The following is a 23821-nucleotide window of genomic DNA, read 5'->3' on the forward strand; positions in this document are numbered from 1 at the left end:
CAATTATTGTCCGCTCAACTTTCTTACTTTATCGCGATACTCTTCCGCCTTATCTTTGTTTCCAAGCAACTCATACGTCACTGCCAAATTTCCGAGTGCCTGCGCATTGTTCGGATAAAGCGCGACAACTTTATTCAGCACCTCAATATTTTTTTTGTAATCTTTCAGCATTCCGTAACAGTTGGAAAGATTTACCATCGCATCAATAAAAGTTGGATTCAGTTCAACAGATTTTTCAAGCGAGCGCGCAGCATTTACATAATCGCCTTTCGAAGCGTAATCTGTCCCGAGTTTATAATAAAAACCGTAATCACGTTTTGATTCGGGAGTTGACCGGATAAGTGAATCTAAATTTGTAGAAGAAGGAAACATCCGCACATCCAGTCCGTATTTTTTTTTGTGCGAATCGCGGTTGCGGACTCCGTCCTGAAAAAAAGGATTCGCATCCACCGCTTTGTTATAATAGTAAGAAGCGTAATCCTGTTTGCCAAGTCCTTCATATAAAATTCCAAGATTGTTATAGGAGATTGCATAGCCGGGAGCTTCCTGAATGGCGCGCGTGTAATAAAAAATGGCCGAGTCGTTATTGATTTTTACAGTTTGATATGCAACTCCCAATTTAAAAAACGCATCACCGAAATGCGGATTTATCTGCAACGCTATTTTTAATTGCTCAACACCTAGCTCAAACAATTCTGATTTTTTCTTTTCGTCCTTTTCTGCAATACCTTTGTTAATTATTTCACTTCCGTAATGTCTTCGCACCTGGCAGGAGTTAGGAGAAGAATTTACATCTGTAGAAAATAATGTCATGTTATCCTTCCACACAGGATTTCGCGTAATAGTTTTGAAAGAATACAAAATAAAAATTATGCCAGCGGGAAGAATGAGTTTGAATTCTTTTGCGAGCGAATCAATTTTTAATTCCTGCGAATGAATATTTACTTTGGAAAATTTTACCAGCAGAAATGTGATTGCAATGCTGAAGCCAAGTGATGGTGCATATAAAAATCTTTCCGCCAGAATTCCACCGCGAAGAAAAACAAATGCAAGTGCGGGAGCAAGCGTTACGCAGAAAATTAAAACTCCGAAAGCAAGCGTTGATTTTTTCAGAAGTCCTTTAAAACTGAAATATGCCAATGCAGCCGCTACGAGAAATCCAAATAAAACAAGCGGAGAACCAAATCCTCCTGCGGGAATTTGGTTATAAGAATAATCATACGTAAGCGGATGAGGAAAAATAATTAAGCGAATGCAATGCAGGAAAATTAAAAACGTGCTCGGAAGTTTTGTTCCCGCTTCTGTGTAAGGATAATTCACAATGTCTTTTGGAATTTGTCCGGTAACTGTTCCGAGCACTCCGTATTTATGCATTTGAAAAATTAAAATCATCAGTGCGAAAGGAATCGTTTTCAGCAGCGCTTGTTTTATGGAAATGTTATAGGAGAAAAATAACATCAGCGGAACAATGAGTAAGCCGGTCATGGCAGATTCTTTGGAGAGAAGAGCGAGATAAAAGAAAATGCAGGAGATGAAAACAAATCTGAAATTTGTTTTCTGTTCTCTGTGCGCCAGCAACAGAAGAAAAGCTGCGATAATTAAATTCAGAAATGCCAGAATCTCATCTCGGCTTTTGATATTTGCGACTACTTCCGTGTGAATGGGATGGGCTATAAATAATAAAGCGATGATAAAAGAAAATACAGGATGAAAATTTCTAAAGAGATTCATCAGAAGCATGCAAAGAAAAAACCCGGTGAGCGAATAAAGGATTACATTTCCCAAATGACTTATGTGAGGATTTTTCGGGAAGAATTGATTTTCTATAGCGAAAGTTATCATGGAGAGCGGACGGTAGTAACCAAGATTTACATTATCGAAATGCCACATGCCCACGCTGAGAATTTTCGGAATGCCGCTGATGCCTTCCATCACATATTCATTGCCGGTGATGGCGCCAACATCATCGAGCACGTAATCATGCTTCACCGTGTTCACATATAAACAAAACCCAATCACAGCGCAAATCACCGCAAGCCAACTATTCGGCTTGAATGTATGGCGCAAAGCAGGTTGGAGTTTTGCTTTCTCTTTTGATGAATTATTTTTTATTTGTTTCTTTTTCGACATAAAAACAAACGAAACACGAATGCGTACGAATTTACGAATTACCTTATATGTTTATCTTTGCATTACAAAATGAAAAAGTTATTTATTTTTTTACTTTTCACTTTTCACTTTTCACTTTTCACTTATTCCCAGCCGAAACTTGTGGTGGGAATTGTTGTTGACCAGATGCGCTACGATTATCTTGAAAAGTATTGGAACAAATTTGGAAATGACGGCTTTAAAAAATTAGTGAATGAAGGATTCAACTGCAAGAATACGAATTACAATTATGTTCCCACCTTCACCGGTCCCGGTCATGCTTCCATTTTTACAGGCGCAACTCCAAGCGTTCACGGAATTGTTTCCAATCAATGGTTCAACCGCGAAACAAGAAAACCTGTTTACTGCGTTTATGACATGTATGTGAGCGGAGCAGGAGCATCTTCTGAATCTGCAAAAATGTCTCCGCAGAATTTACTTGCTCCTACAGTTGGCGAAGAATTAAAAAAAGAAAACAGCACATCAAAAGTTATTGGCATTGCGTTAAAAGACCGCGCAGCCATTCTTCCTGCCGGGCATAATCCCACTGCGGCTTACTGGTACGAAGACGGAAATTTTATTTCGAGCACGTATTATATGAAAGAACTTCCCAAATGGGTTTCTGATTTCAATAAGAAGGAATTGGCGCGCAACTATTTATCGCAGTCATGGTCAACCATTCTCCCTATAGAGAAATATACCGAGAGCGATGCAGATGATTGCGATTGCGAACAACCGTTCAAAGGAAAAGAAAAAACAATTTTTCCCTATGATTTGCAGGTGTTGATGAAAGATAACGGAGGTATGGCGCTTATCCGTTCAACTCCTTTTGGAAATTCACTTACAAAAGATTTTGCAATTGAAACTATTTACGATGAAAATCTCGGCAAGGGAAAAGAAACTGATTTTCTTTCCGTGAGTTTTTCTTCCACTGATTACATCGGGCACCAGTTTGGACCGCAAAGCGTGGAGTTGGAAGATTGCTACATCCGCTTGGATAAAGATTTGGCGGAACTTTTAAAATTCATTGATGAATCGGTGGGAAAAAATAATGTACTTGTTTTTCTTACTGCCGACCATGGCGCAGGAGAATCGGTTCCATGCCTGAAGAAAAAAAATATTCCATCGGGAGTGATTGATGAAAAAACGGTTGCCGATTCGGTAAAAAAATTTCTTTTCAGAGTTTATAACGATTCGCTTTTAACAGGAGTTTCTGATTTTGATATTTATCTTGACCGGGAAAAAATCAATAAAAAAAATCTCAGTGTTTCAAATGTTGCATACAAAACAGCACAGTATTTATCAAAGATGGATGGCATTGCCGATGCGCTTACCGCTAGCACGCTTGAGCAGGAAAATAATTTTTTCACCGATGGCTCGCGAAAAGATTCCATTCGTGTGAAAGTGCGCGCAGGATTTTATTCCGACCGCTGCGGAGATGTTATTTTTGTTCTCAAGCCCAACTGGCTCGAAGGGTATCATAAAGGAACTTCACACGGCACGCCATATATATATGATACGCACGTGCCGCTGCTCTGGTGGGGATATGATGTGAAACCGGGAAATTCTTCCGAGCCAATTATCATAACTCAGATTGCTCCAACCGTTTCAAAGTTCCTGAAAATTTCTTCACCGGCAGGATGCCAGGCAAAACCAATTCAATCATTGACAAAATGAAAATAGCTGTCCATTCATTTTCTCGCTTTCTCACTCTCTCACTTTTAGTAATGGCGGTTATTGCCTGTAACTCCCCGCATCAAAAAGAAATGAAACAGGTTTTACAGAGCGCAGATTCCATACAATCTTCTTCCGAAAGAAAAATTAATACGGGGCAAACTGAAAATTTTATTTCTGTTCTGAAGACAATAAACATTTCCAACATTAATCAGTTTATTTCACCAAAGGAAGGGGTGTGGCTCATCCAGTCATCGGGCGCAATGCCGAACATGAGCAACACTTCGCAGGTAGATAAAAATTTTCCGGTGGATTTTTCAAATTGCAAAGAGGAAGAACTTCCGAAAATAAATTGTGATGCCAAAACTTTCTGGACAAAAGAAGGGTGTTATGTGCAAAAAATAAATTCTTTTAAAGATGAAAAAGTATGGACATATGCGAGTTTGAGCAAAGAGGATGAAGCGAAGGTGGAAGAGCAAGCCAAAACAATTCAATACACGGTTATCAATACTTCGAATAACGCTCGCTATTATTTTTCATTCGTGGACGGAAAATGGTATTTGTCATTTGTTGATTTGAGAAAACCCTGTGAGGCGTGACAAAAAATCACAGCCATTTTTTTCTTTTGAAATAAATTACCAGTGAGAGCATCATCGCGAGCATGATTCCCCACGTAATCCAGTAGCCATAAGGTGAATCGAGTTCGGGCATATACTTAAAGTTCATTCCGTACACGCCTGCTATGAAAGTTACAGGAATAAAAATAGTGGAGATGATGGTAAGCACTTTCATAATTTCATTCATGCGGTTGCTTACGCTCGAGAGATAAATATCCATCATGCCTGAAAGCAAATCGCGGAAAGTTTCCACGCTGTCAATCACGCGTATGGTGTGGTCGTAAAGGTCGCGCATAAAAAGATGCGTTGGTTTTTTGATGAGTTTGTTTTCGCAGCGGTCGAAATTGTTGATGAGTTCGCGCATGGGCCATACGGCTTTGCGCAGAAAAATCATTTCGCGCTTCATGTCGTGAAGCGTCATCATGGTTTTTTTTGAAGGGTTGTTGATGAGTTCTTCTTCAAGAATTTCAATATGGTCGCCAAATTTTTCGAGAACAAGAAAATAAAAATCCACTACCGCATCAATCAAACAGTATGCAAGATAATCGGCTCCCATTTTACGAACACGTCCTTTTCCCTGGCGAATGCGCATTCGGATAATATCAAACGCATCGCCCGCTTCGGCTTCCTGGAAAGAAAGAACGGTGTTGTTGTCGAGAAGAATAATCGTCAATTGCTCCGATATAATTTTTTCAGCATACACAATCATTTTCATTACGCTGACGAGATATGTTTCGTAATCCTCAAACTTCGGGCGTTGTTCGTTGTTGGCAATATCTTCTAGCGTGAGCGAATGAATGTTGAACTTGTCACCTATTTTTTTGATGGCTTCAATGTCGTGAATCCCATCCACATTTATCCATGAAATTTTTTCAGTAGCAGTTTCTGCGATACATTCATCTACATCGTAAAATTCTTTTTCAAAAAATTCTTTTTCATTAAACTGCATAAGCGTGAGTTTGACTTTGGCGGTCTGCTCATCGCCAGAATAAATCACGGTGCCGGGAGGAAGTCCGGTTTTTTCGGAATACGGAGGAGACATAAACAAATGTAAAATGTAAGATGGCAGATGGCAGATGGAAGAGAAATGAGTTGCGAACTGATAATTGTTAATTGCGAAAACTATTCTTTGCCTGCCACTACAATTACTATTTCTCCTTTCACAGCCTTAGAAGAGAAATATTTTTTTAATTCAGCAAGCGTTCCACGTTTTGTTTCTTCAAACATTTTTGTGAGTTCGCGGGAAACGCTGGCGCTACGTTCGCTTCCAAAAACATTTGCAAATTCTTCCAGTGCTTTCATTAAACGAAAAGGAGATTCATAAAAAATCATCGTGCGTTCTTCGTCTTTCAAAGATTCTAGTTTTGTCTTGCGTCCTTTTTTCTGCGGAAGAAATCCGTTGAACACAAATGATTCGCTGGGCAATCCGCTATTCACTAGTGCAGGAACAAAAGCAGTTGCTCCAGGCAAACATTCTACTTCGATATTATTTTTGATGCATTCGCGCACGAGCAAAAAACCCGGGTCAGAGATAGAAGGTGTGCCTGCATCACTCACCAGCGCAGCGGTTTCACCTGCTTTTATTCTTTCAACAACTTGCTCCACCATTTTATGTTCGTTATGCAAATGATGCGACTGCAATTTATTTTCAATGGAAAAATGTTTCAGAAGATGTCCGGTAGTACGAGTGTCTTCAGCAAGAACAACTTTCACTTCTTTCAAAATCCTCAACGCACGAAGAGTGATATCTTCTAAGTTGCCGATAGGAGTTGGAACTATATAGAGTTTTCCCATTTATCTACTAATTTACTAATCTGTACGAATGTACTAATCAAAAACTACCTATGAATTAGTAGATTAGTAGTGATTAGTACATTCGTAGATTACTGCTGAAGATATGACGTGAAATCCAAAAGCAATTTATATACTTCTTCAAACTTGGTCAGCGGCAAAGTTTCGGGTCTGTCATAAATGTCGTGATATGCTTTGATTCCTCCAAGTGTATAGATGAAAAAAGTTTTCACTCCTGCTTCTTCGAAAAAGTAATGGTCGCTGTTCGCGGCTTTTCCGCGCGGAGAAACAACAGGCAAAAGATTTTTCGCTGTATTAATTTTTACTAGCTCATCAAATTCTTTTTTATGCTCAGTGGCGTTCACGACTTTGATTCCTTCATCGCCTGTTCCCATAATATCCATGTTCACCAGGAATTTTATCTGCTTTAATGGAAACAGCGGATGCTCCACATAATATTTTGAGCCGAGCAATCCGACTTCCTCTCCGCCAAAGGACATGAATGCAACAGAATACTTTGGTGGATGCTGAGAATAATATTTTGCAAGGTTCAACAGCATAGCGCAACCGCTGGCGTTGTCATTTGCGCCAGGGAAGTAAACATCTTTTCCCTTTTGTCCGAGATGGTCGTAATGAGCAGAAAATACAATGAATGAATCAGGATATTGTGAACCTTTTATATAGCTGAGAATATTTTGAGTTTGGTAATCAGAAAAATATTTTATTTCAACTTCGATTGAATCTTTTTTCGCCACACTCACAGAAAAATTAAACTTCTGTTCAAACTCTTTTCCAATCGGTTTGATTCCAAATTTTTCAAATTCTTTTTTAATGTAATCTGCTGCAATGCTGTCACCTTTGTTCACATAACCGCGCCCATACATGCTCGGAGAAGCGAGGGTGTCGACTACTTGATGAGCGTACTTAAGAACTTCAGATTGAGAGAAAGAAAAAGCGGAAGTGAAAAGACAGAAGGTAAATGGCAGAATACGATTTCTCATTTCGTATTTTTCGTATGGTTTCGTTTTTCGAGGATTTAAAAGAATCTACGCTGAACAAGTTCTTCAAAGTTGGAAGCAATAGGGTTTTCAGAGTTCCATTTATACATCTCTTTAAGATTTGCGAGGTAGTTCACCGCATCACCAAGAGTGGAGAAATTATTTATCTGGTCGAGGGCAACGGTGTATTCTTTCATGTTGCCGTCAAAAAGTTCGTTGATGAACTGGAATTTTTCATTGATGCCAATGACAGATTTTAAATCGGAAATTTTCTTGTGCGAAATTTTTTCGGTAACGCTTTCTTCAGATTTCTTGGCGACAATTTTTTTCTCAGGTTTTTCATTCGCAGTTTCCACAACAGGTTCAGAAGTCTCTGCTACTGAAAACAAATCAAGGGGTTCTGTAGTTTTCTTTTCAATCTCAACCTTAACTTCAACCCTTTCAGTTTTTATTGTTCCGTTCGTTTTTACTTCTTCCGGCAAATGCTTAAGCAGAATCACCATTTCGTAGAGATGAGCGACATCCGTCAGCAAAGAATCTGCGTCTGAAGCGTTGTTTCGAATGCGTTCAGAAATGTCCTGGATTTCTTTTATAAGATGCTCTCTTTCCATTTAAAGTGTGAACGCTTTTTGTTTAGATTTGTTGTGATAAAAATACGATAAAGTTTAATCTAACAAATCTCCCTTTATCCTCCTTTGCAAGGGGGAAATAACAGCCATGTTTCCGGAAAATAATATGAACCCGCGCAAAGGATGGATCGAAGTTATCAGCGGAAGTATGTTTTCCGGCAAGACGGAAGAACTGATCCGCAGAATCAGGCGCGCGCAGATTGCGAAACAGAAAGTAGAAATTTATAAACCCGTGATTGATGACCGCTACGCAAAAGAAAAAGTGGTCTCGCACGATGCCAATGAAATTCATTCCGTTCCAGTTGCGAACTCTTCCGAAATTTTGAAACGAATGAAAGACGCAGATGTAGTTGCGATTGATGAAGTCCAGTTTTTTGATTTGGAAGTGGTGGATGTTTGCGTCACGCTGGCGAATAAAGGAATCAGAGTTATAACAGCCGGACTTGACAAAGATTATCTCGGAAAACCGTTTGGTCCGATGCCAGCGTTGATGGCAAGTGCTGAATATGTCACGAAAGTTCACGCGGTGTGTATGCGATGCGGTGTTCTTGCAAATTTTTCTCACAGGATTTCAGAAGATGATTCGTTGATTGTGCTTGGAGAGAAAAATAATTACGAGCCATTGTGCAGGGAATGTTTTAATAAAGCAACGGAAAAATAAATATTGCATGTCGCTCCATAGGAGCGAACTGATTATAGAATAGAATTCAAAATAAAAATGAAGTCCCGTAGGGACAACCTGTAAAAATGTCGAATACATACACACAAATTTATATTCACATTGTTTTTACAGTTCAGGGAAGGCAAAACCTGATTTCAGAATCTCATAGAGAAGAATTACAGAAATATATTACTGGAATTGTTCAGAATCGCGGGCAAAAATTAATTGCTGTTTATTGCATGCCCGATCACGTTCATATTTTTGTTGGGTTTAAACCTGTAATGAGCATTTCAGATTTGGTTCGAGAAATAAAAGCGGTGTCTTCAAAGTTTATCAATGATAAAAGGTGGATTAAAGGAAAATTCAACTGGCAGGAAGGTTACGGTGCTTTTTCTCATTCACATTCACAAATTGATTCTGTTGTGAAGTATATTCGCAGTCAGAAAGAACATCACGGCAAGCAATCATTTAAAGAAGAATATTTGGAGATGTTGAAGAATAACGATGTGAAATACGATGATAAATATTTATTCGAATGGGTAGAATAATAACAGGTCGTCCCGGTGGGACTTCTATTGGTATGGCTCTCTTTTTTACAAACAGACCGTCCCTGCGGGACTAACAAAAAGAATACAATTGTATTACTTCGCAAAAGACATAGCAAGAATTTTAGGCGGAACGCTCAGTGGAAACGGAAATCCTGATGCTCAGATTCGTCATTTGCTCATTGACAGCCGGAGCATTTCCTCTCCTGAAACTTCTCTTTTCTTTGCTTTGAAGAGTGAGCGCAATGACGGACATAAATTTATTAACGATGCTTACAAAAAGCGCGTTCGGAATTTTGTGGTATCGGAACTTCCGCACGATATTGCATTATTGGTGGAAGCAAATTTCATTCTCGTAAAAGATACTTTGTCTGCGCTTCAGCACTTGTCAGCGAATCACAGAAAGAAATTTAATATTCCCGTTATCGGAATTACCGGAAGTAACGGAAAAACCATTGTGAAGGAATGGCTCTATCATCTTTTGCAGGAAGACAAAAGCGTGGTGCGAAGCCCGAAGAGTTATAATTCACAAGTGGGAGTTCCGCTTTCGGTGTGGCTGACGAGCGAAGAGCACAACATTGCCATTTTTGAAGCAGGAATTTCCAAGCCCGATGAAATGGAAAACCTGGAGCCGATTATTTCTCCAACAGTTGGTTTGATTACAAATATCGGGCAAGCACACGATGAAAATTTTCTGAACCCAAAACAAAAGATTCGCGAGAAGCTGAAACTTTTCGTTCATGCGAATACGTTGATATACAACCGCGATAATCTGAAACTGAACGAAGAAATTATTGCGAATCCGGTTATCAAGAAAATAAATCTCTTCACTTGGTCGCGCAAATCAAAAGCAAATCTTCAGGTGGGGAAAGTTACCAAGGAAGGAAACGAAACCGAACTGCAGGGCGTTTACAACAATGATTTCATCCGGATCAGAATTCCATTCACGGATGACGCAAGCGTTGAGAACGCCATTCACTGTTGGGCGATGATGCTGTTTCTCGGCTATCCGAATAAAATCATTGCCGAACGAATGACGCGTTTGAGTCCTGTGGCAATGCGTTTGGAATTGAAAGAAGGAATTAACAATTGCTCCGTCATCAACGATAGTTACAATTCAGATTTGGGTTCGCTTGCTATTGCGTTGGATTTTTTGAATCAGCAAAAGCAACATCCGAAGCGAACATTGATACTTTCAGATATTTTCCAGAGTGGAAAAAATGAAGATGAACTTTATAAAGAAGTGGCGCAACTTGTAAAAGAAAAAGGAGTCAACAAGATTTTCGGAATTGGTGAAGCAATTTCCCGACAGCAAAAACAATTTGAAACGGAAAAAACTTTTTTCAAGACCACAGATGCATTTCTTTCGCAGTACAATGGAAATATTTTTTCCAACGAAACAATTCTACTGAAAGGCGCGCGTGCATTCGGTTTCGAAAAAATATCGCAAGTGCTTCAGCAGAAAGCGCACGAAACAGTTCTTGAAATAAATCTGAACGCCCTCGTTCATAACCTGAATTATTACCGCTCCAAACTTGCTGGCGGAACTCAGATGATGGCAATGGTGAAGGCGTTCTCCTATGGAAGCGGGGGTTTTGAGATCGCGAATATTCTTCAGCACCATCATGTGGATTATCTCGCGGTGGCGTATGCCGATGAAGGAATTGAACTTCGCAAAGCGGGAATCACCGTGCCGATTATGGTAATGAATCCCGAAGAAGCGAGTTATGACGCAATGATTAAAAATGATCTGGAACCCGAAATTTTTTCTTTCCGCGTGCTGAAACTTTTTGAAGATGCCGTGAAAAGAAGAAGCCCCACCCCAACCCTCCCCGTTAGGGAGGGAGCAAGTATTAAAGTCCTCCCCAATGGGGAGGATTTAGGAGGGGCAGTTCGTTTTCCCATCCACCTAAAACTCGACACCGGCATGCACCGTCTCGGCTTTGAAGAAAAAGAAGTGAACGAACTCGCAGTGAGAATCGGCAACAGCAAATATCTGGAAGTGCGCTCTGTGTTTTCTCATCTGGCAGGAAGCGATGAATCCGCGCACGATGAATTCACACGCCAGCAAATAAAAAAATTCGGAGAGATGAGTGAAGTCATTCGTTCGCGGTTTGACTATTCCATTCTTCGTCACATATTAAATTCGGCAGGCATAGTACGGTTTCCTGGCGCGCAGTTTGAAATGGTTCGGCTCGGAATCGGTTTATACGGAATTGGCGCGAACGAAACCGAACAGGCGCAGCTGAAAAATGTTTCCACGCTCAAGACAACTATTTCGCAGATAAAAAATATTCCCGCAGGAGAATCGGTGGGTTACAGCCGTAAATTCATAGCGAAAAAAGAAATGCGCATCGCCACCGTTCCCATCGGCTACGCAGACGGACTCAGCAGGCGCCTCAGCAACGGAAAAGGGAAAATGATCATCGCAGGCAAGCCCGCGCCCATTGCCGGAAATGTTTGCATGGACATGTGCATGCTCGATATTTCCGCCATTCAATGCGCGGAAGGCGATGAAGTAATTGTTTTCGGTGAGCAAAATCCCATCTCGCTCATCGCAAAAGATATGGACACCATCCCCTACGAAGTGTTCACCGGAATTTCACGAAGAGTGAAGCGAGTTTATTTTCACGAGTAACACACTGAGCCTGTCGAAGTGTAAAATTTCCCCCTGCCTACTGCAGGCAGGCTTGATGAAGGCTGTTGTGTCCCCCTCTTGGAGGGGGTGAAGGGGGAGGACTCTCTTGTGAATTTTTTCTTGGGCGTTCCCGCGAAGCGCGGTCGGGCTTTCGCCACTCACTTTTTTTGCGAAGTGCAAAAAAGAGTTCAAACAAATGGCTCAATCCCTAACGCAAACAGCCAACATGCCACTCCTACGGAGTTAGAATGATGATGGACTTTTTTCTATAATCAGACCACCCCTTCGGGGTTAACTTGAATTGAAAAATATTTTTGTATTGAACCCCAAAGAGGTGAGCTATTTATAAAAACACAGATAAATAGAAATTAAAACTCCGTAGGAGTGATATGTAATTGCTTCAATCCCTCGTGCGAAATGCAATATTTAAAAATAAAATGATAAGTTTGCAATCAATGAATGTGGAATTTCAAAATACAAAAGAAGATTATAAAAAGTTTTTTAAAATTCAATTTGTTGGTGAAATACGAAAAAGAATTCTCTTTGTTATTTTAATTTCATTTGGTTTAGCGTTAGCATGTATAACCCAATCATTTAGTTTATCTAAATTTTTATTTGCATTTATTTGGGGTATTTCTGTATTGTCATTTACTTTTTATCTAATTCCATTTATTACTGCAATTGTACTAATTAATAAAAAAATATCAGCAGATAAAAAATTTACAGAAAAGAAAAAAATAGTAAGTAATGATGATGGAATAGATATTCAATATCAAGATGAAACTAAAAAAATTATTTGGCAAAGCATTTATACATGTTATTCAAATATGGATTATATCAATATAATCTTTGTAGATAATTCCTCTCTTCTCATTCCCAAAAGATTTTTTCAATCCCAAACGGATGCATTAAATTTTCAGGGAATAGTTGAAAGTGGAATCGTTAAAATAAAGGGATTAGGTAGTATAACCAGAAAACAACCGTTAGTGGTTCCAGGAAAAATCGATTATACGTGGATTATAATTGGAAGTATAATATTGCTGGTTTTAGTAGGAGTTTATTTTCTTTATAAAGCAGGCGAAGGTATTGGGAAAGACTTGAAGAAAACAAATTTTATGGGAACAATTTGTCAAGAATATTTAAATTCAGATGTGAAAGCTATTGAACTATATAAATTAAAACATGGAGTATATCCTGATAGTTTACAACAGATAGATACAAATTTTTTTGCTGGAGGTGCTATAATTTATGAACCTTTCCCCTTTATACAAAATCCAAAAGTCAAGCAACGAGCATTTAATTATAAAAAAGCAGGAGAAAAGTATTATTTGTTTTCTTCAGGTCCAGATAGAAAACCAAATACCTCAGATGATATTTACCCTTCTTATACTGACACGAAATTTGGTTTGATTAGAAAGAATGAATGAGTTTGACCTTTAAGTTATTGACTTTATAAATTGATAAAAATTAAAATCCTTCTTCTTCATTTCTTTTTCAATTTCCTTCTGCAATTTTTTCTTGTCAATGTCCTTCATTCGCTTGTTCTGTATCAGTTTAAATGCTTTTTCTGTAAGCAAGAATAATTTTTTGTTGTTACTGTGGGTTGCGTGTTCGTCAATCTTCTTAATTATTTCTTCAATGCCTTTTTCTTCGGTGGCAGTTGCTTTCAAAACCGGTGGAGTCCAATTACTTTTTTCTCTGCTGTGAACTAACTGTTCTATATTTTTTGCAAACCCTTCTGCATTCGGCTGGTCGCTTTTGTTGATCACAAAAATATCTCCTATCTCCATAATGCCGGATTTCAGCGTTTGCACTTCATCTCCATAGCCGGGCACAAGAACGAGAACAGTGGTATCGGCAAGTCCTGCAATTTCCACTTCGCTTTGTCCAACGCCAACGGTTTCAATAAATACATAATCAAAACCAAACGCGCGCATCACATCCGCCACCTCAATTGTTTTGGCTGAAAGCCCACCCAGCGAACCGCGCGTAGCCAGCGAGCGGACGAAAACTTTTTCGTTGGTGAAATGTTCAGCCATTCTTAACCTGTCGCCAAGCAACGAGCCGTAATTGAAGGGAGAAGTCGGGTCAATGGCAATCACACCGATTCGTTTTCCCTTGTCCGTAAGTTTTTTCAGAATGGCGTTTATGAGCGTACTTTTTCCTGCTCCCGGAGGCCCTGTAATTCCAACAACAGGAACATTTTTTATTTTGAGCGAGGATAATATTTCTTCGTAGCCGTCTGCTTCATTTTCAACTACGGAAATAACTCTTGCCAGCGCTTTTAGTTCGCCTGATTCAAATTTTTTCAGTATGTCTTTCGTTGAACTCATCTAAACAAAGGTAAAAAATTAATAATCTTAACTTTGCGACCATGATTCAACTCTCGGTTGTCATAATTACTTTCAACGAAGAAAAAAATATCGGAAGATGTCTGGATTCCGTTAAGGAAATTGCGGATGATATTGTAGTTATTGATTCTTTTTCTACAGACAAAACAGAAGAGATATGTAAATCAAAAGGCGCGCGATTCGTTTCCCATAAATTTGACGGACACATTGAACAAAAGAATTTCGCTGTCACGCAGGCAAAATTTCCACATATACTTTCTTTGGATGCCGATGAAGCGCTTTCAGATGAACTGAAAAAAAATATTCTCGCTGTAAAAAATAATTGGACGAATGATGGTTATTATATGAATCGCCTCACTAATTATTGCGGACAATGGATTCATCACTGCGGCTGGTATCCTGACAGAAAACTTCGATTGTGGGATTCGCGAAAAGGAAAATGGGGCGGAATGAACCCGCATGATAAATTTGAAATGAATGAAAAAAATAAAGTTGGATTTTTGCAAGGAGATATTTTGCATTATAGTTATTATTCCATAGATGAACATTACAAGCAGGCAGAAAAGTTCGCGGAAATATCAGCAAGAGAAATGAAAAAACAAGGAAGAAAAATTTCTGTTTCCATGATTTATTTGAAAACAGGATTTAAATTCCTTAGAAATTATTTTTTTAAACTTGGATTCCTGGATGGAAAATATGGTTTTGTGATTTGTAAAATCACAGCATGGGAAACCTATTTGAAATATCGTAACTTGTATGACTCACACTAAGAGCCATTTTCTTTTCTGCAAAATAAAAACAGCGAATTAAAGAAGGCAAAAAATGTAACTCCTGTTTGTGACTCAAGAGTATCTTCGGTAAGCATTGAAAGAAAGGCAATGGTGAAAAAAATAATATAAAAATAATCTTTCCATTTTTTTTCAGCAATAAGCGGATAAAAAAGCGCGATTAAAAACCAAACCATTCCAACAATTCCAAATGCAGTTCCTATAGCGAGAAACTGATTGTGTGAACGCAATCGCCATTCTTGTTTAAGCGGAGAATTTATTTTTTCGTATTCCAGCACGAAAGCAGTATCTACATCACCGGTTCCCACTCCGAAGAAAAAATTTTCTTTTATAATTCCCATAGCGGCTTTCCAGAATTCAAAACGCTGCACTACCGAATGCCCGCTGGGATTTCCACCGCCTGAATATAAATTAAATTCCCAAAAAATTTTTTGCAGCCGCGCAGTAGGATTAAAAATGCCAATGAAATTCTTATTTGGAATTCCTTTTTCAATGGCTTTTATTTCTTCAGATGAAAGCGTCTGCATCCCTTCTGCATCTTTGTTCAATCCTTTCGAAGTCAGGAACCGAATCAATGTGTATTTAATTTCGTTGCCGCTTAAGTCCTTTCCTCCGTAATCAATTTTACTTTTTTTATTCCACTCATCGGCAAGTTCTTTTTCACATATGCATTGCCAAACATAATTTCCATTTTCAATTTCTGTGCTGGAAGAATTGGTTGTATATGGAACTCCATTTTTAGAAGCAGCTGGGCATTTTTTATTTGAGGACAAATTAAAATTATCAGATACGAAAAGAAAAAGTTTTATAACGCCAATCAAAATAGCTGCAAATAAAATGCAGAGTGACCATTTTACAATTGTATTTTTTGTTTTCAGAATAAATCGGAAAAGTAAAACCGAAGAAGGAATTGCAATGCAGATTAACCCGGTTTCTGATTCGAGCATTATTGAAAATAAAATAAGCCATGCGATTAACAGGGCAATAAAAATTTTTATTGTGATTTGTTTTTTAACTATGAAAAAATATCCGAGAATAAAAACCGCCATGCAGATAAGAAGTCCAAAACGAATATGCGACATGAAAATGGAAGCATCCTGCGGCTGAAGAATTTGTCTGCCCGAATATCCAAGCAAAACATAAAAGCAAATAAACGATACTACTACTACTGTCAAAACAAAAAGAGACAATAATTTTTCAAAAATATTTTTTGAAAGCGGATGAGAAGTTGAAAAAACAAGCGGCAGCAGCATCAGCGGAATTTTTTTCTTAACATCTTCCAACCCGTAATTAAAATCAGAAGTATACGCAAGCCCGATTAAATGAAGAATGAAAACAGAACTTATAATTAAAGCAGTTTTATTTTTCAGAAACGATTTTATTTTCTCTGCAATATTTTTGTCAGCCAGCCAGGAAATAAAAAGAATAAGTTCTGAAACGCTGGTCAGAAATTTTGAGAACGGCAGGGAGGCAGCAAGAAGAAAAATTCCGAATAAATAAGAGTAGTAAAAAAAACTTTTTGTAGAGTTTAACATAGGCGGTTTTTCATGGATGCAAACTGAACGCAAGCGCTTCCGCAATATTGCATGCAAAAATAAAAATCCCTTTCAGGAAAAATGAAAGGGATTTTTAAATTGCTTTCAGAAAAGTTATCCTCCTTTTTTCTTGTTGTGAGGAGGCACAACTTTCAAAGAATCTTTTTTAATATTATCATCGGGAGCAAGCAAATCTTCGCCTTCATCATCAGTAGTATTTGCTTTTGCCTGCGCATCGCCCGGCTTGCCGATTACTTTATATTGTCCTTTTCCATTAAGGATTGATTTGTATAATTCCTGATCGTTGAGTACGCGAATGGCTTCTTTCAATTCTTTGTCATCGCGAAGTGAAGATTCCAGCCGCCCATGCTGGTAATAATAGCGCGATGCAATTTCTTCTTCCAGAAAATCTTTTATTTCCGGCTTGTATTTTGCAAGGTCTTCTTTTTTATTTGACTTTATTTTTTCTTTCAGGTTATCATAGTCCGTTTTTATATTTTCAAAATATTTTTCCGATTCGGCATTCTTTTTCAACTCATCAAGAGATTTTTCACTTTTCGTAGTATACTCATAGGTTTTATCCGATAAGTAATTTACAAAATCACTGTATTCTTTTTCTGTGAGAGAAAAATCTTTCGAAGAAGAAAGCGTGTTATGCGCTAAACGGTATTTTGTTGCATAATCGAAAACATAATTTTTGCTGAGAATGGTTCCGGTGATGAGCGCGTATTGCCGCGGCTCTGTTTTTACATCCGGGAAAATTCCGCTTCCGTCATATACGCTTCTTCCGTTTTTGGTTTTGAATTCACGAATGAGCGAATCGGGAATGTGTTCCGCCTTGCCCGCTTTGTTTTTGTGGAAGTAATCCAACTCCTGGATGCATCTTCCGCTGGGTGTATAATATTTTGCAGTGGTAACTTTCATTTGCGTGCCGTAAGAAAGCTGAACGGTTTGCTGAACAAGCCCTTTTCCGAATGAACGCTGGCCAACCACCACGGCTCTGTCCAAATCCTGAAGAGAGCCGGTTACAATTTCAGAAGCCGAAGCAGAATTTTTATTTACCAGAACTGCAATGGGCATGGTAGTATCTACCGGAGCAAATTGCGTTTTGTGTGTGCGGTTCATCTCTTTCACTTTTCCTTTTTGTTCCACAATCGGCTGGTCTTTGCCCACGAATGTATTTACAATGTCAACCGATTCTTTCAGAAGCCCGCCACCGTTATCGCGCAAATCAAACACAAGTGACTTGATGTGATTTTTTTCTTTGAGTTGCGTGAAAGCATCCTTCACTTCTTTTGCGGCATTTTCGGTGAAGCCGGTAAGTTTTATATAGCCAACAGTTCCATCGCCAATCACTCCATAATAAGGAACATTTTTGATTTTGATTTCTTCGCGCGTGAGCGAAACTTCAAAAGGTTTTTTCTCGCTTTCGCGTTCCACCAAAACTTTTACGGCAGTTCCTGCTTGCCCTTTGAGAAGTTTACTTACATCGGCAGTTGTTTTTCCTTTGATAGATTTCCCGTCAATCTCTGTAATTACATCGCCCGCCATCAATCCTGCCTTTTGTGCGGGAAATCCTTCGTAAGGTTCGCCAATCATGACGTAATCGCCTTTCTGACGAATGAGAGAACCAATTCCTCCATACTGTCCGGTGACCATCATTTTATAATCTTCAATGTCTGTCTCGGCATAAAATTCTGTATACGGGTCGAGCGTGTTCAGCATTTCGTCAATGCCTTTCTTGATTAAATCGCCCGGCTTGATTTCATCTACATAATAGGTGTTGAGTTCGCGCAGAAGCGTTGCGAAGATGTCGAGGTTTTTGGAAAGTTCGAAATAACTGTCAACAAAGCCGAACGAGAAAAATGCAGTGAAGGAAATGGATAATACAATTGCTCCGTTTCTTATTTTTTTCAGAAGTGATTTTGAGATTTTCATTTTGAATTTTTTTCTTTTAATAGTAATTAAATTTTTTCAGGCACCGGGTCATAACCATGCCCTCCCCACGGATGGCAGGAGCAAACTCTTTTCATCGTTAGCCAACTTCCTTTCATTGCTCCGTGTTTTTGAATGGCTTCTATTCCATAGTGTGAACACGTGGGCTGATAGCGGCAAGAATTTCCTATGAAAGGAGATAAAGTCATTTTATAAACTTTAATAAACGTAACTAAAATTATGCCTGCTATTTTATTCATGCCTGTTAAATAATGTTAACGCATAACGAATATACGGGAAATTTATTGCAATTTCTCTATGAGTTTCTGTAAAGATACTATCATTTTTTGTTCTATCTCTTTATAAGCGAGTTCCTCTTTTGCTGAATAAATTATCATCAGTGCAATAGAGAGATTCTTTTTCTCAAGAAATTCATAAAGTGAATGCTTGTTTTTTCTGTACGCTTCGCGGATTCGCCTTTTAATGCGGTTGCGCTGAACGGATTTTGAAAAAGATTTTTTGGGAACAGAAATAACAACTTCAACAGGTGAAATTGTTGTTTGCGGTTTGCTTATCCATAACAGGCGGAAAGAATCAGCAGAAATATTTTTTCCGGAAGAAAAAATTTCTTCAAGCGTTTGTTTATTTACCAGCCGCTCGTTCTTTTTGAAAGTATAACGCTTCATTTGATTATCCGAGCGTCTGCTTCAAATCTTCAATTAAATCATCCGCATCTTCAATTCCAACACTCACGCGCAGGAACGAATCTGCAATGCCGGTTTTTTCTCTTTCTTCTTTCGGAATGGAAGCGTGTGTCATTGTTGCAGGATGTGAAATGAGTGATTCAACACCGCCCAAAGATTCTGCAAGAGAAAAAACTTTTACGCTTATAACAACTTTGAAAGCATCTTCCAGTTTATTTCCTTTTAATGTGAAGGAGAGCATTCCTCCGAAGTCCTTCATTTGCTTTTTTGCGATGGAGTGATTATGTGAATCAGAAAAACCGGGCCAGAAAACTTTATCAACTTTAGGATGACTTCTCAAATACTCCGCAATTTTTTTTCCGTTCTCGCAATGGCGCTGCATTCTTACGTGAAGTGTTTTTATTCCACGCAGTACAAGAAAAGAATCCATAGGTCCGGGATTTGCTCCGCATGAATTAAGAATGAACGCAAGTTGCTCATGAATCTTGTCATCGTTTGTGCAGGTCGCACCCATCACCACATCCGAATGCCCGGCTAAATATTTTGTTACCGAGTGCATGACAATGCCTGCGCCTAAGTCGAGAGGGTTTTGCAAATAGGGAGAAGCAAAAGTATTATCCACTACAAGAATCAGATTTTTTTCTTTTGCAATTTTTCCGCAGGCAGCAATGTCAATTATTTTCATCAGCGGGTTTGTAGGCGATTCTACCCAGAGCATTTTTGTTTTTTCATTTACGAGTTTCGAAATAGTATTCACATCGCTCATATCCGCGTAATGAAACTTGATTCCGAAGTTGCGGTAAATTTTTTCGAACATGCGGTAACTTCCGCCATATAAATCATTGGTGGCAATCACTTCATCGCCCGGCTTCAGAAGTTTAATGATTGCATCGCTTGCGCCCATTCCGCTGGAAAAACATAAACCATGTTTTGCATTTTCAAGAGAAGCAATACATTTTTCCAGCGCAGCACGCGTAGGATTTTTTCCACGCGCATAAGCATAGCCCTTATTTTTTCCCGGTGCTTCCTGCACATAAGTGGAAGTTTGATAAATAGGAGTCATGATGGCGCCCGTTGTCGGGTCGGGCTCTTGCCCTGCGTGAATGGCTTTGGTTGCAAATTTCATAGTGGTGCGGATAACGAATTTTTACGAATCTGCGAATATACAAATACAGTATTATGTCATTGGATTCCATTCGTAAATTCGCAGCCGATTCGTTATTCGCATTATGAATAAAACATTGCAAGCCCATCTCGCACTTTTTCTTTCGCAGGCGCTGTATGCGGCAAGTTTTCCTATTGCAAAAATTGTGATGGAAGAAATTTCCTACAACGTACTCGTGATTATGCGCGTGCTCGGAGCAATTATTTTATTCTGGTCTTCTTCGCTCATCGTAAAAGAAAAAGTGGATAAAAAAGATTTCCTGAGATTATTTACGCTTGGAATCTGCGGAGTGGCAATCAATCAATCTTTATTTCTGAAAGGATTGCATCTCACTTCTCCCATTGACGCAGCCATCATGATGATAACAACGCCCATCCTTGTTCTTATTATAGCAAGTTTAATTATTAAGGAAAGAATTACTCTTTTAAAAACTGTTGGCATTGCAATCGGTTTCAGTGGCGCTACGTATTTGGTTTTTCAAAATCTTGGCGGAACAAATAAAGAATCTTCTTTCCTCGGAGATTTATATGTGTTCATCAACGCCTGCTCGTGGGGAACTTTTTTGGTGCTGGTGAAACCGCTGATGGAAAAATATCACAGCATCACCATTCTTAAATGGACTTTTCTTTTCGCGCTTCCGTTAGTTACTCCATTTGGAATTGCTGACGCAATAAGTTTTGACTGGCACAGCATCTCCACAAAAATATGGCTCTACGCTGGGTTTGTAATTGTGTTCACCACTTTTGTTGCTTACTTGTTAAATACGCTTGCGCTGAAAGAACTTTCACCTTCTGTGGTGAGCGCCTACATTTATACACAACCGTTTCTCACAGCGCTCATCACAATTTATATTTTCAAGAATGATTCCCTCACCTGGGGAAAAGTTTTTTCTGCGCTCATGATTTTTATCGGGGTGTATTTGGTGAGTATGAGGAAAGAAGCAAATTAATTATCCGTGATTACTAATTTCCCTGTGCCGAGAACCTCACCTGCCCCTTGTCCCTTGTCCCCTGTTACTTTATAGAAATAAATTCCGCTTGCGAGATTGTCGCGGTGAAAAGTAACTGACTGCCCGCTGATATTTTTTATTTCTTTTACCTGTTGCCCGAAACAATTGTAAACTGTGAGGGTTGCGTTATGAAAAAAATTGTCTGACTGCAAAACTGTCTGCGAAGAAAAAGGATTCGGGAAAATATTTTTGATAAAGACATTTTCTTGAATATTATTTATTCCTGTTACAGTATCAGGCGTGTATTCCCAAAAGTCATTATATCCTATAGTAAAACCAATATCACCTCCCATTCCCATGTACCCCTTATTACCGATAGAAAAGCCGGTAGCAGACCTTGTTGCCATCCCTGGATAATTTGCTTTTTGTGCCCATGTGTTAGTCGCTTGGTCCCATTCCAAAAAATCTTTATATGCTCCTGAACCATCTGCGCCTATACCAATATATCCTTTTGCTTTAACTGAAAAACCAGTGCATGTAAATCGTGGTGTTACCGGAACATTTGCTTTCTGTGTCCATGTATCAGAAGTAGTATCATATTCCCAAAAATCATTGTAATTGCCGGAACCTGTTCCTGTTCCGATGTAGCCCTTATTCCCTATAGAAAAACCGACAGCATAAGTTCTTCCCCCGCCAACGCTGTCAATGCTTGCTTTTTTTGTCCATGTATTGGTTGCCTGGTTCCATTCCCAAAAATCAAAGTATAAGATAAAACCATCATCGCCAGCTCCAATATATCCTTTGTTGCCTATAGAAAATCCAATTGCCTCTCCTCTTTTATAGTTATTGCCAAAACTCGCCTTTTGCGCCCATGTATTTGTTGCTTGGTCCCATTCCCATAAGTCACTGTAAAATGTATTTACATTTAAAGCCCCTGTACTGATATATCCTTTAGTCCCTATTGAAAAACCGACAGCCAACCACCTATTACCACCGCCAAAGTTTGCTTTTTGAGTCCATGTATTATAAGTGGGCGAAGCAGTATCTCCATCCCATTCCCAAAAATCTTGAAAAGCACTCGTTCCTCCACCTGTACCGACATAACCTTTTAAGCCGATGCTAAATCCAACTGCTCCAACTCTTCCAGCAGCAGGCAAGGATGCTTTTTGCGTCCAAGTTCCTTGCGCAATTGTCGGAATATGCGCAACTGTCAAGCAGAAAAAAACTGTGGAGAGGGGAAGAAATTTTTTCATTAGGACAAATATACAACTTCCGCAAACATTTCCTATTCGCTTTAACTTCTTCCAACACGCTGCGTAATCATTGCGCTGTTGCGCGCGGGCATTCCGGCTCATGTTTGAGGCATTGTGCTTGCAACGGGAGGAATTCCCGCTCATGTTTGAGGCATTGCGCTTGCAGCGGAAGGAATTCCCGTTCTTCCGTAAGGCATTTCACAAACACATTAGCCGTTATGGGTGAACACTCATAACATTTTGGAACAACATTACAGCACTTAGCATGCTTGTTATTTGCTTAAAACTCTTTCTGACTGGCTTCCGCTGAAATGTTTACCTTTGCAGCATGCTTGTTTCAGAACGAAAACAACACCCGCAATGTCTTAAACAAGAACGGGAGTGTTCTAATCTATTTGCGCAAAGTTATGAGTGTTCACTCACATTACTTCAGATGATTACTAAATCACTTATCACACACTAAAAATGCCTGACGAATCAAGAATTCCGCGTAATTTGGGTGAGTATGTACGGTATATGACTCGCACCACCCATTTTTTGAATGCCCCTTCGCTCACTTCCTTCAAGGGAAAGAACTGGGAACGATTTAACTGGGAAGAAACAGAACGCGCACAATGGGAATCATTCGCCAAAACGGCTGACGAATGGTTTAAACTCTATTCCAATCCGGCAGTCCGCACCACCGCGGTGAAGAATATGCTCGTTGATGTGCAGCGCGACACGGTGAAATACAACCAACAGCAAAAACTGCTTGACCGCATTGCTTCCAATCCCAACCGAACCGTTACTTCCGATTTTTCTTTGTTCCGCATAAAGCGCGGAAGCCCGCTTGAAAAAATCAAGCGCACCGTGCACACCGCATCAATAGACGAAGCGCCTATGGTGGCGTTAAAAGGACAGGGCGGTGGCGCCATAAAAGTTTTCTGCCGAACGGTTACAGGCACCGGGCGCGGGCACCGGCATAAACTTTCAAACAGCGTGCTCATTGCATACGCGATAGGAAGAACTCCTCCCGCGAGCGTGGATGCCTGCACCCTGAAGCACATCAGCACACGCGCAAAGTTTTTTCTCCGGCTCGACTATAAAGAACGGGGAAACCGCATTTATCTTTTCGCGCGGTGGTACAATACCAAACATCCTGAACTGGCAGGACCCTGGAGCGAAATGCATCAATCGGTAATATACTGATTGCTGTAGGGGAAGGGTTCGAACCTCCACGAGGAGATTAGCCGCAGCACAAAGAAGAGTGGTCAACCCTGGTCATCCCGATAAAATACAGGGACGGCTCTATGCTGTGTTTGTTTCTTTTTCCTCACCCCCGAGACAAGAGGGCATGTCTGCCTTGTTTCATCACCCCACAGTATTTTAAAAAGAACACGAGGCAAAAGTAGAAACAGTTTTCGTTCATTATATATACTTTAACAATTTAGAATAATTATT

At 39.4% G+C, this 23821-nt stretch carries 21 protein-coding genes; 9 read left to right on the top strand and 12 right to left on the bottom strand.

The genetic code is table 11. The annotated features are described in order from the left end of the window. Positions 1-3: 3 nt before the first annotated feature. Positions 4-2130, bottom strand: coding sequence for a tetratricopeptide repeat protein (locus HY063_03665; GenBank protein ID MBI3500870.1), 2127 nt, complete (start codon positions 2128-2130; stop codon positions 4-6). 69 nt (positions 2131-2199) lie between these two features. Between HY063_03665 and HY063_03670 the strand changes: the two genes are divergently transcribed. Next, positions 2200-3825, top strand: a complete 1626-nt coding sequence (locus tag HY063_03670) for an alkaline phosphatase family protein (protein ID MBI3500871.1) — start codon at positions 2200-2202, stop codon at positions 3823-3825. A gap of 89 nt (positions 3826-3914) precedes the next feature. Further along, positions 3915-4421, top strand: coding sequence for a hypothetical protein (locus HY063_03675; GenBank protein MBI3500872.1), 507 nt, complete (start codon positions 3915-3917; stop codon positions 4419-4421). Between the two features lie 7 nt (positions 4422-4428). Here the strand turns inward: HY063_03675 and corA are convergent, their stop codons facing one another. The 4 genes from corA to HY063_03695 all read right to left on the bottom strand — a co-directional run bounded on the left by corA (position 4429) and on the right by HY063_03695 (position 7839). Beyond that, positions 4429-5481 carry a magnesium/cobalt transporter CorA gene (corA, locus tag HY063_03680; protein ID MBI3500873.1) on the bottom strand — a complete coding sequence of 351 codons (1053 nt, stop codon included), beginning with the start codon at positions 5479-5481 and terminating at the stop codon, positions 4429-4431. An 80-nt stretch (positions 5482-5561) separates the two neighbouring features. Then, positions 5562-6233, bottom strand: a complete 672-nt coding sequence (gene rsmI / locus HY063_03685; GenBank protein ID MBI3500874.1) for a 16S rRNA (cytidine(1402)-2'-O)-methyltransferase — start codon at positions 6231-6233, stop codon at positions 5562-5564. An 89-nt stretch (positions 6234-6322) separates the two neighbouring features. Further along, complete coding sequence (locus tag HY063_03690) at positions 6323-7231, bottom strand: M28 family peptidase (GenBank protein ID MBI3500875.1); 909 nt, start codon at positions 7229-7231, stop codon at positions 6323-6325. A gap of 35 nt (positions 7232-7266) precedes the next feature. Further along, positions 7267-7839, bottom strand: coding sequence for a hypothetical protein (locus HY063_03695; GenBank protein MBI3500876.1), 573 nt, complete (start codon positions 7837-7839; stop codon positions 7267-7269). 106 nt (positions 7840-7945) lie between these two features. On the opposite strand from HY063_03695, the gene HY063_03700 reads away from it, so the two are divergent. From HY063_03700 to HY063_03715, 4 genes are all read left to right on the top strand, one after another. Next, positions 7946-8518: a thymidine kinase gene (locus tag HY063_03700; protein MBI3500877.1), complete on the top strand. Its 573-nt coding sequence runs from the start codon at positions 7946-7948 to the stop codon at positions 8516-8518. Positions 8519-8604: 86 nt separating this feature from the next. Continuing rightward, positions 8605-9066 (top strand): IS200/IS605 family transposase, encoded by a 462-nt coding sequence (gene tnpA / locus HY063_03705; GenBank protein ID MBI3500878.1) that lies wholly within the window; start codon positions 8605-8607, stop codon positions 9064-9066. Positions 9067-9154: 88 nt separating this feature from the next. Next, complete coding sequence (locus tag HY063_03710; protein ID MBI3500879.1) at positions 9155-11701, top strand: bifunctional UDP-N-acetylmuramoyl-tripeptide:D-alanyl-D-alanine ligase/alanine racemase; 2547 nt, start codon at positions 9155-9157, stop codon at positions 11699-11701. 455 nt (positions 11702-12156) lie between these two features. Further along, complete coding sequence (locus HY063_03715; GenBank protein ID MBI3500880.1) at positions 12157-13128, top strand: hypothetical protein; 972 nt, start codon at positions 12157-12159, stop codon at positions 13126-13128. Positions 13129-13137: 9 nt separating this feature from the next. Here HY063_03715 and meaB read toward each other — a convergent pair whose 3' ends face one another. After that, a complete protein-coding gene (gene meaB / locus HY063_03720; GenBank protein ID MBI3500881.1) occupies positions 13138-14034 on the bottom strand; it encodes a methylmalonyl Co-A mutase-associated GTPase MeaB in 897 nt (298 codons plus the stop codon). 41 nt (positions 14035-14075) lie between these two features. On the opposite strand from meaB, the gene HY063_03725 reads away from it, so the two are divergent. Beyond that, a complete protein-coding gene (locus HY063_03725) occupies positions 14076-14822 on the top strand; it encodes a glycosyltransferase family 2 protein (GenBank protein MBI3500882.1) in 747 nt (248 codons plus the stop codon). On the opposite strand, the gene HY063_03730 is transcribed toward HY063_03725, so the two are convergent. The 5 genes from HY063_03730 to HY063_03750 all read right to left on the bottom strand — a co-directional run bounded on the left by HY063_03730 (position 14819) and on the right by HY063_03750 (position 20140). Next, complete coding sequence (locus HY063_03730; protein MBI3500883.1) at positions 14819-16375, bottom strand: O-antigen ligase family protein; 1557 nt, start codon at positions 16373-16375, stop codon at positions 14819-14821. The genes HY063_03725 and HY063_03730 overlap by 4 nt on opposite strands. A gap of 114 nt (positions 16376-16489) precedes the next feature. Continuing rightward, positions 16490-18313, bottom strand: coding sequence for a PDZ domain-containing protein (locus HY063_03735; protein MBI3500884.1), 1824 nt, complete (start codon positions 18311-18313; stop codon positions 16490-16492). A 26-nt stretch (positions 18314-18339) separates the two neighbouring features. Continuing rightward, positions 18340-18570 (bottom strand): membrane protein insertion efficiency factor YidD, encoded by a 231-nt coding sequence (gene yidD / locus HY063_03740; protein MBI3500885.1) that lies wholly within the window; start codon positions 18568-18570, stop codon positions 18340-18342. 42 nt (positions 18571-18612) lie between these two features. After that, on the bottom strand, positions 18613-18996 hold the full coding sequence (gene rnpA / locus HY063_03745; GenBank protein ID MBI3500886.1) for a ribonuclease P protein component: 384 nt from the start codon (positions 18994-18996) through the stop codon (positions 18613-18615). A gap of 4 nt (positions 18997-19000) precedes the next feature. Beyond that, positions 19001-20140: a PLP-dependent transferase gene (locus tag HY063_03750; protein MBI3500887.1), complete on the bottom strand. Its 1140-nt coding sequence runs from the start codon at positions 20138-20140 to the stop codon at positions 19001-19003. Between the two features lie 103 nt (positions 20141-20243). Between HY063_03750 and HY063_03755 the strand changes: the two genes are divergently transcribed. Then, positions 20244-21128, top strand: coding sequence for a DMT family transporter (locus HY063_03755; protein ID MBI3500888.1), 885 nt, complete (start codon positions 20244-20246; stop codon positions 21126-21128). On the opposite strand, the gene HY063_03760 is transcribed toward HY063_03755, so the two are convergent. Next, positions 21125-22381, bottom strand: a complete 1257-nt coding sequence (locus tag HY063_03760; GenBank protein MBI3500889.1) for a T9SS type A sorting domain-containing protein — start codon at positions 22379-22381, stop codon at positions 21125-21127. The two genes, HY063_03755 and HY063_03760, sit on opposite strands and share 4 nt — an antisense overlap. 516 nt (positions 22382-22897) lie before the next feature. Here HY063_03760 and HY063_03765 point away from each other — a divergent pair. After that, complete coding sequence (locus tag HY063_03765) at positions 22898-23569, top strand: hypothetical protein (protein MBI3500890.1); 672 nt, start codon at positions 22898-22900, stop codon at positions 23567-23569. Positions 23570-23821 lie beyond the last annotated feature (252 nt).

Source organism: Bacteroidota bacterium, assembly GCA_016195025.1.
Lineage (GTDB): Bacteria > Bacteroidota > Bacteroidia > Palsa-948 > Palsa-948 > Palsa-948.

What these genes read in the sequence shown, in the direction of transcription:
- HY063_03665 (MBI3500870.1), bottom strand. Translation starts at nt 2,130, where the DNA reads ATGTCGAAAAAGAAACAAATAAAAAATAATTCATCAAAAGAGAAAGCA.
- HY063_03670 (MBI3500871.1), top strand. Translation starts at nt 2,200, where the DNA reads ATGAAAAAGTTATTTATTTTTTTACTTTTCACTTTTCACTTTTCACTT.
- HY063_03675 (MBI3500872.1), top strand. Translation starts at nt 3,915, where the DNA reads ATGAAACAGGTTTTACAGAGCGCAGATTCCATACAATCTTCTTCCGAA.
- corA (MBI3500873.1), bottom strand. Translation starts at nt 5,481, where the DNA reads ATGTCTCCTCCGTATTCCGAAAAAACCGGACTTCCTCCCGGCACCGTG.
- rsmI (MBI3500874.1), bottom strand. Translation starts at nt 6,233, where the DNA reads ATGGGAAAACTCTATATAGTTCCAACTCCTATCGGCAACTTAGAAGAT.
- HY063_03690 (MBI3500875.1), bottom strand. Translation starts at nt 7,231, where the DNA reads ATGAGAAATCGTATTCTGCCATTTACCTTCTGTCTTTTCACTTCCGCT.
- HY063_03695 (MBI3500876.1), bottom strand. Translation starts at nt 7,839, where the DNA reads ATGGAAAGAGAGCATCTTATAAAAGAAATCCAGGACATTTCTGAACGC.
- HY063_03700 (MBI3500877.1), top strand. Translation starts at nt 7,946, where the DNA reads ATGTTTCCGGAAAATAATATGAACCCGCGCAAAGGATGGATCGAAGTT.
- tnpA (MBI3500878.1), top strand. Translation starts at nt 8,605, where the DNA reads ATGTCGAATACATACACACAAATTTATATTCACATTGTTTTTACAGTT.
- HY063_03715 (MBI3500880.1), top strand. Translation starts at nt 12,157, where the DNA reads ATGAATGTGGAATTTCAAAATACAAAAGAAGATTATAAAAAGTTTTTT.
- meaB (MBI3500881.1), bottom strand. Translation starts at nt 14,034, where the DNA reads ATGAGTTCAACGAAAGACATACTGAAAAAATTTGAATCAGGCGAACTA.
- HY063_03725 (MBI3500882.1), top strand. Translation starts at nt 14,076, where the DNA reads ATGATTCAACTCTCGGTTGTCATAATTACTTTCAACGAAGAAAAAAAT.
- HY063_03730 (MBI3500883.1), bottom strand. Translation starts at nt 16,375, where the DNA reads ATGTTAAACTCTACAAAAAGTTTTTTTTACTACTCTTATTTATTCGGA.
- HY063_03735 (MBI3500884.1), bottom strand. Translation starts at nt 18,313, where the DNA reads ATGAAAATCTCAAAATCACTTCTGAAAAAAATAAGAAACGGAGCAATT.
- yidD (MBI3500885.1), bottom strand. Translation starts at nt 18,570, where the DNA reads ATGAATAAAATAGCAGGCATAATTTTAGTTACGTTTATTAAAGTTTAT.
- rnpA (MBI3500886.1), bottom strand. Translation starts at nt 18,996, where the DNA reads ATGAAGCGTTATACTTTCAAAAAGAACGAGCGGCTGGTAAATAAACAA.
- HY063_03750 (MBI3500887.1), bottom strand. Translation starts at nt 20,140, where the DNA reads ATGAAATTTGCAACCAAAGCCATTCACGCAGGGCAAGAGCCCGACCCG.
- HY063_03755 (MBI3500888.1), top strand. Translation starts at nt 20,244, where the DNA reads ATGAATAAAACATTGCAAGCCCATCTCGCACTTTTTCTTTCGCAGGCG.
- HY063_03760 (MBI3500889.1), bottom strand. Translation starts at nt 22,381, where the DNA reads ATGAAAAAATTTCTTCCCCTCTCCACAGTTTTTTTCTGCTTGACAGTT.
- HY063_03765 (MBI3500890.1), top strand. Translation starts at nt 22,898, where the DNA reads ATGACTCGCACCACCCATTTTTTGAATGCCCCTTCGCTCACTTCCTTC.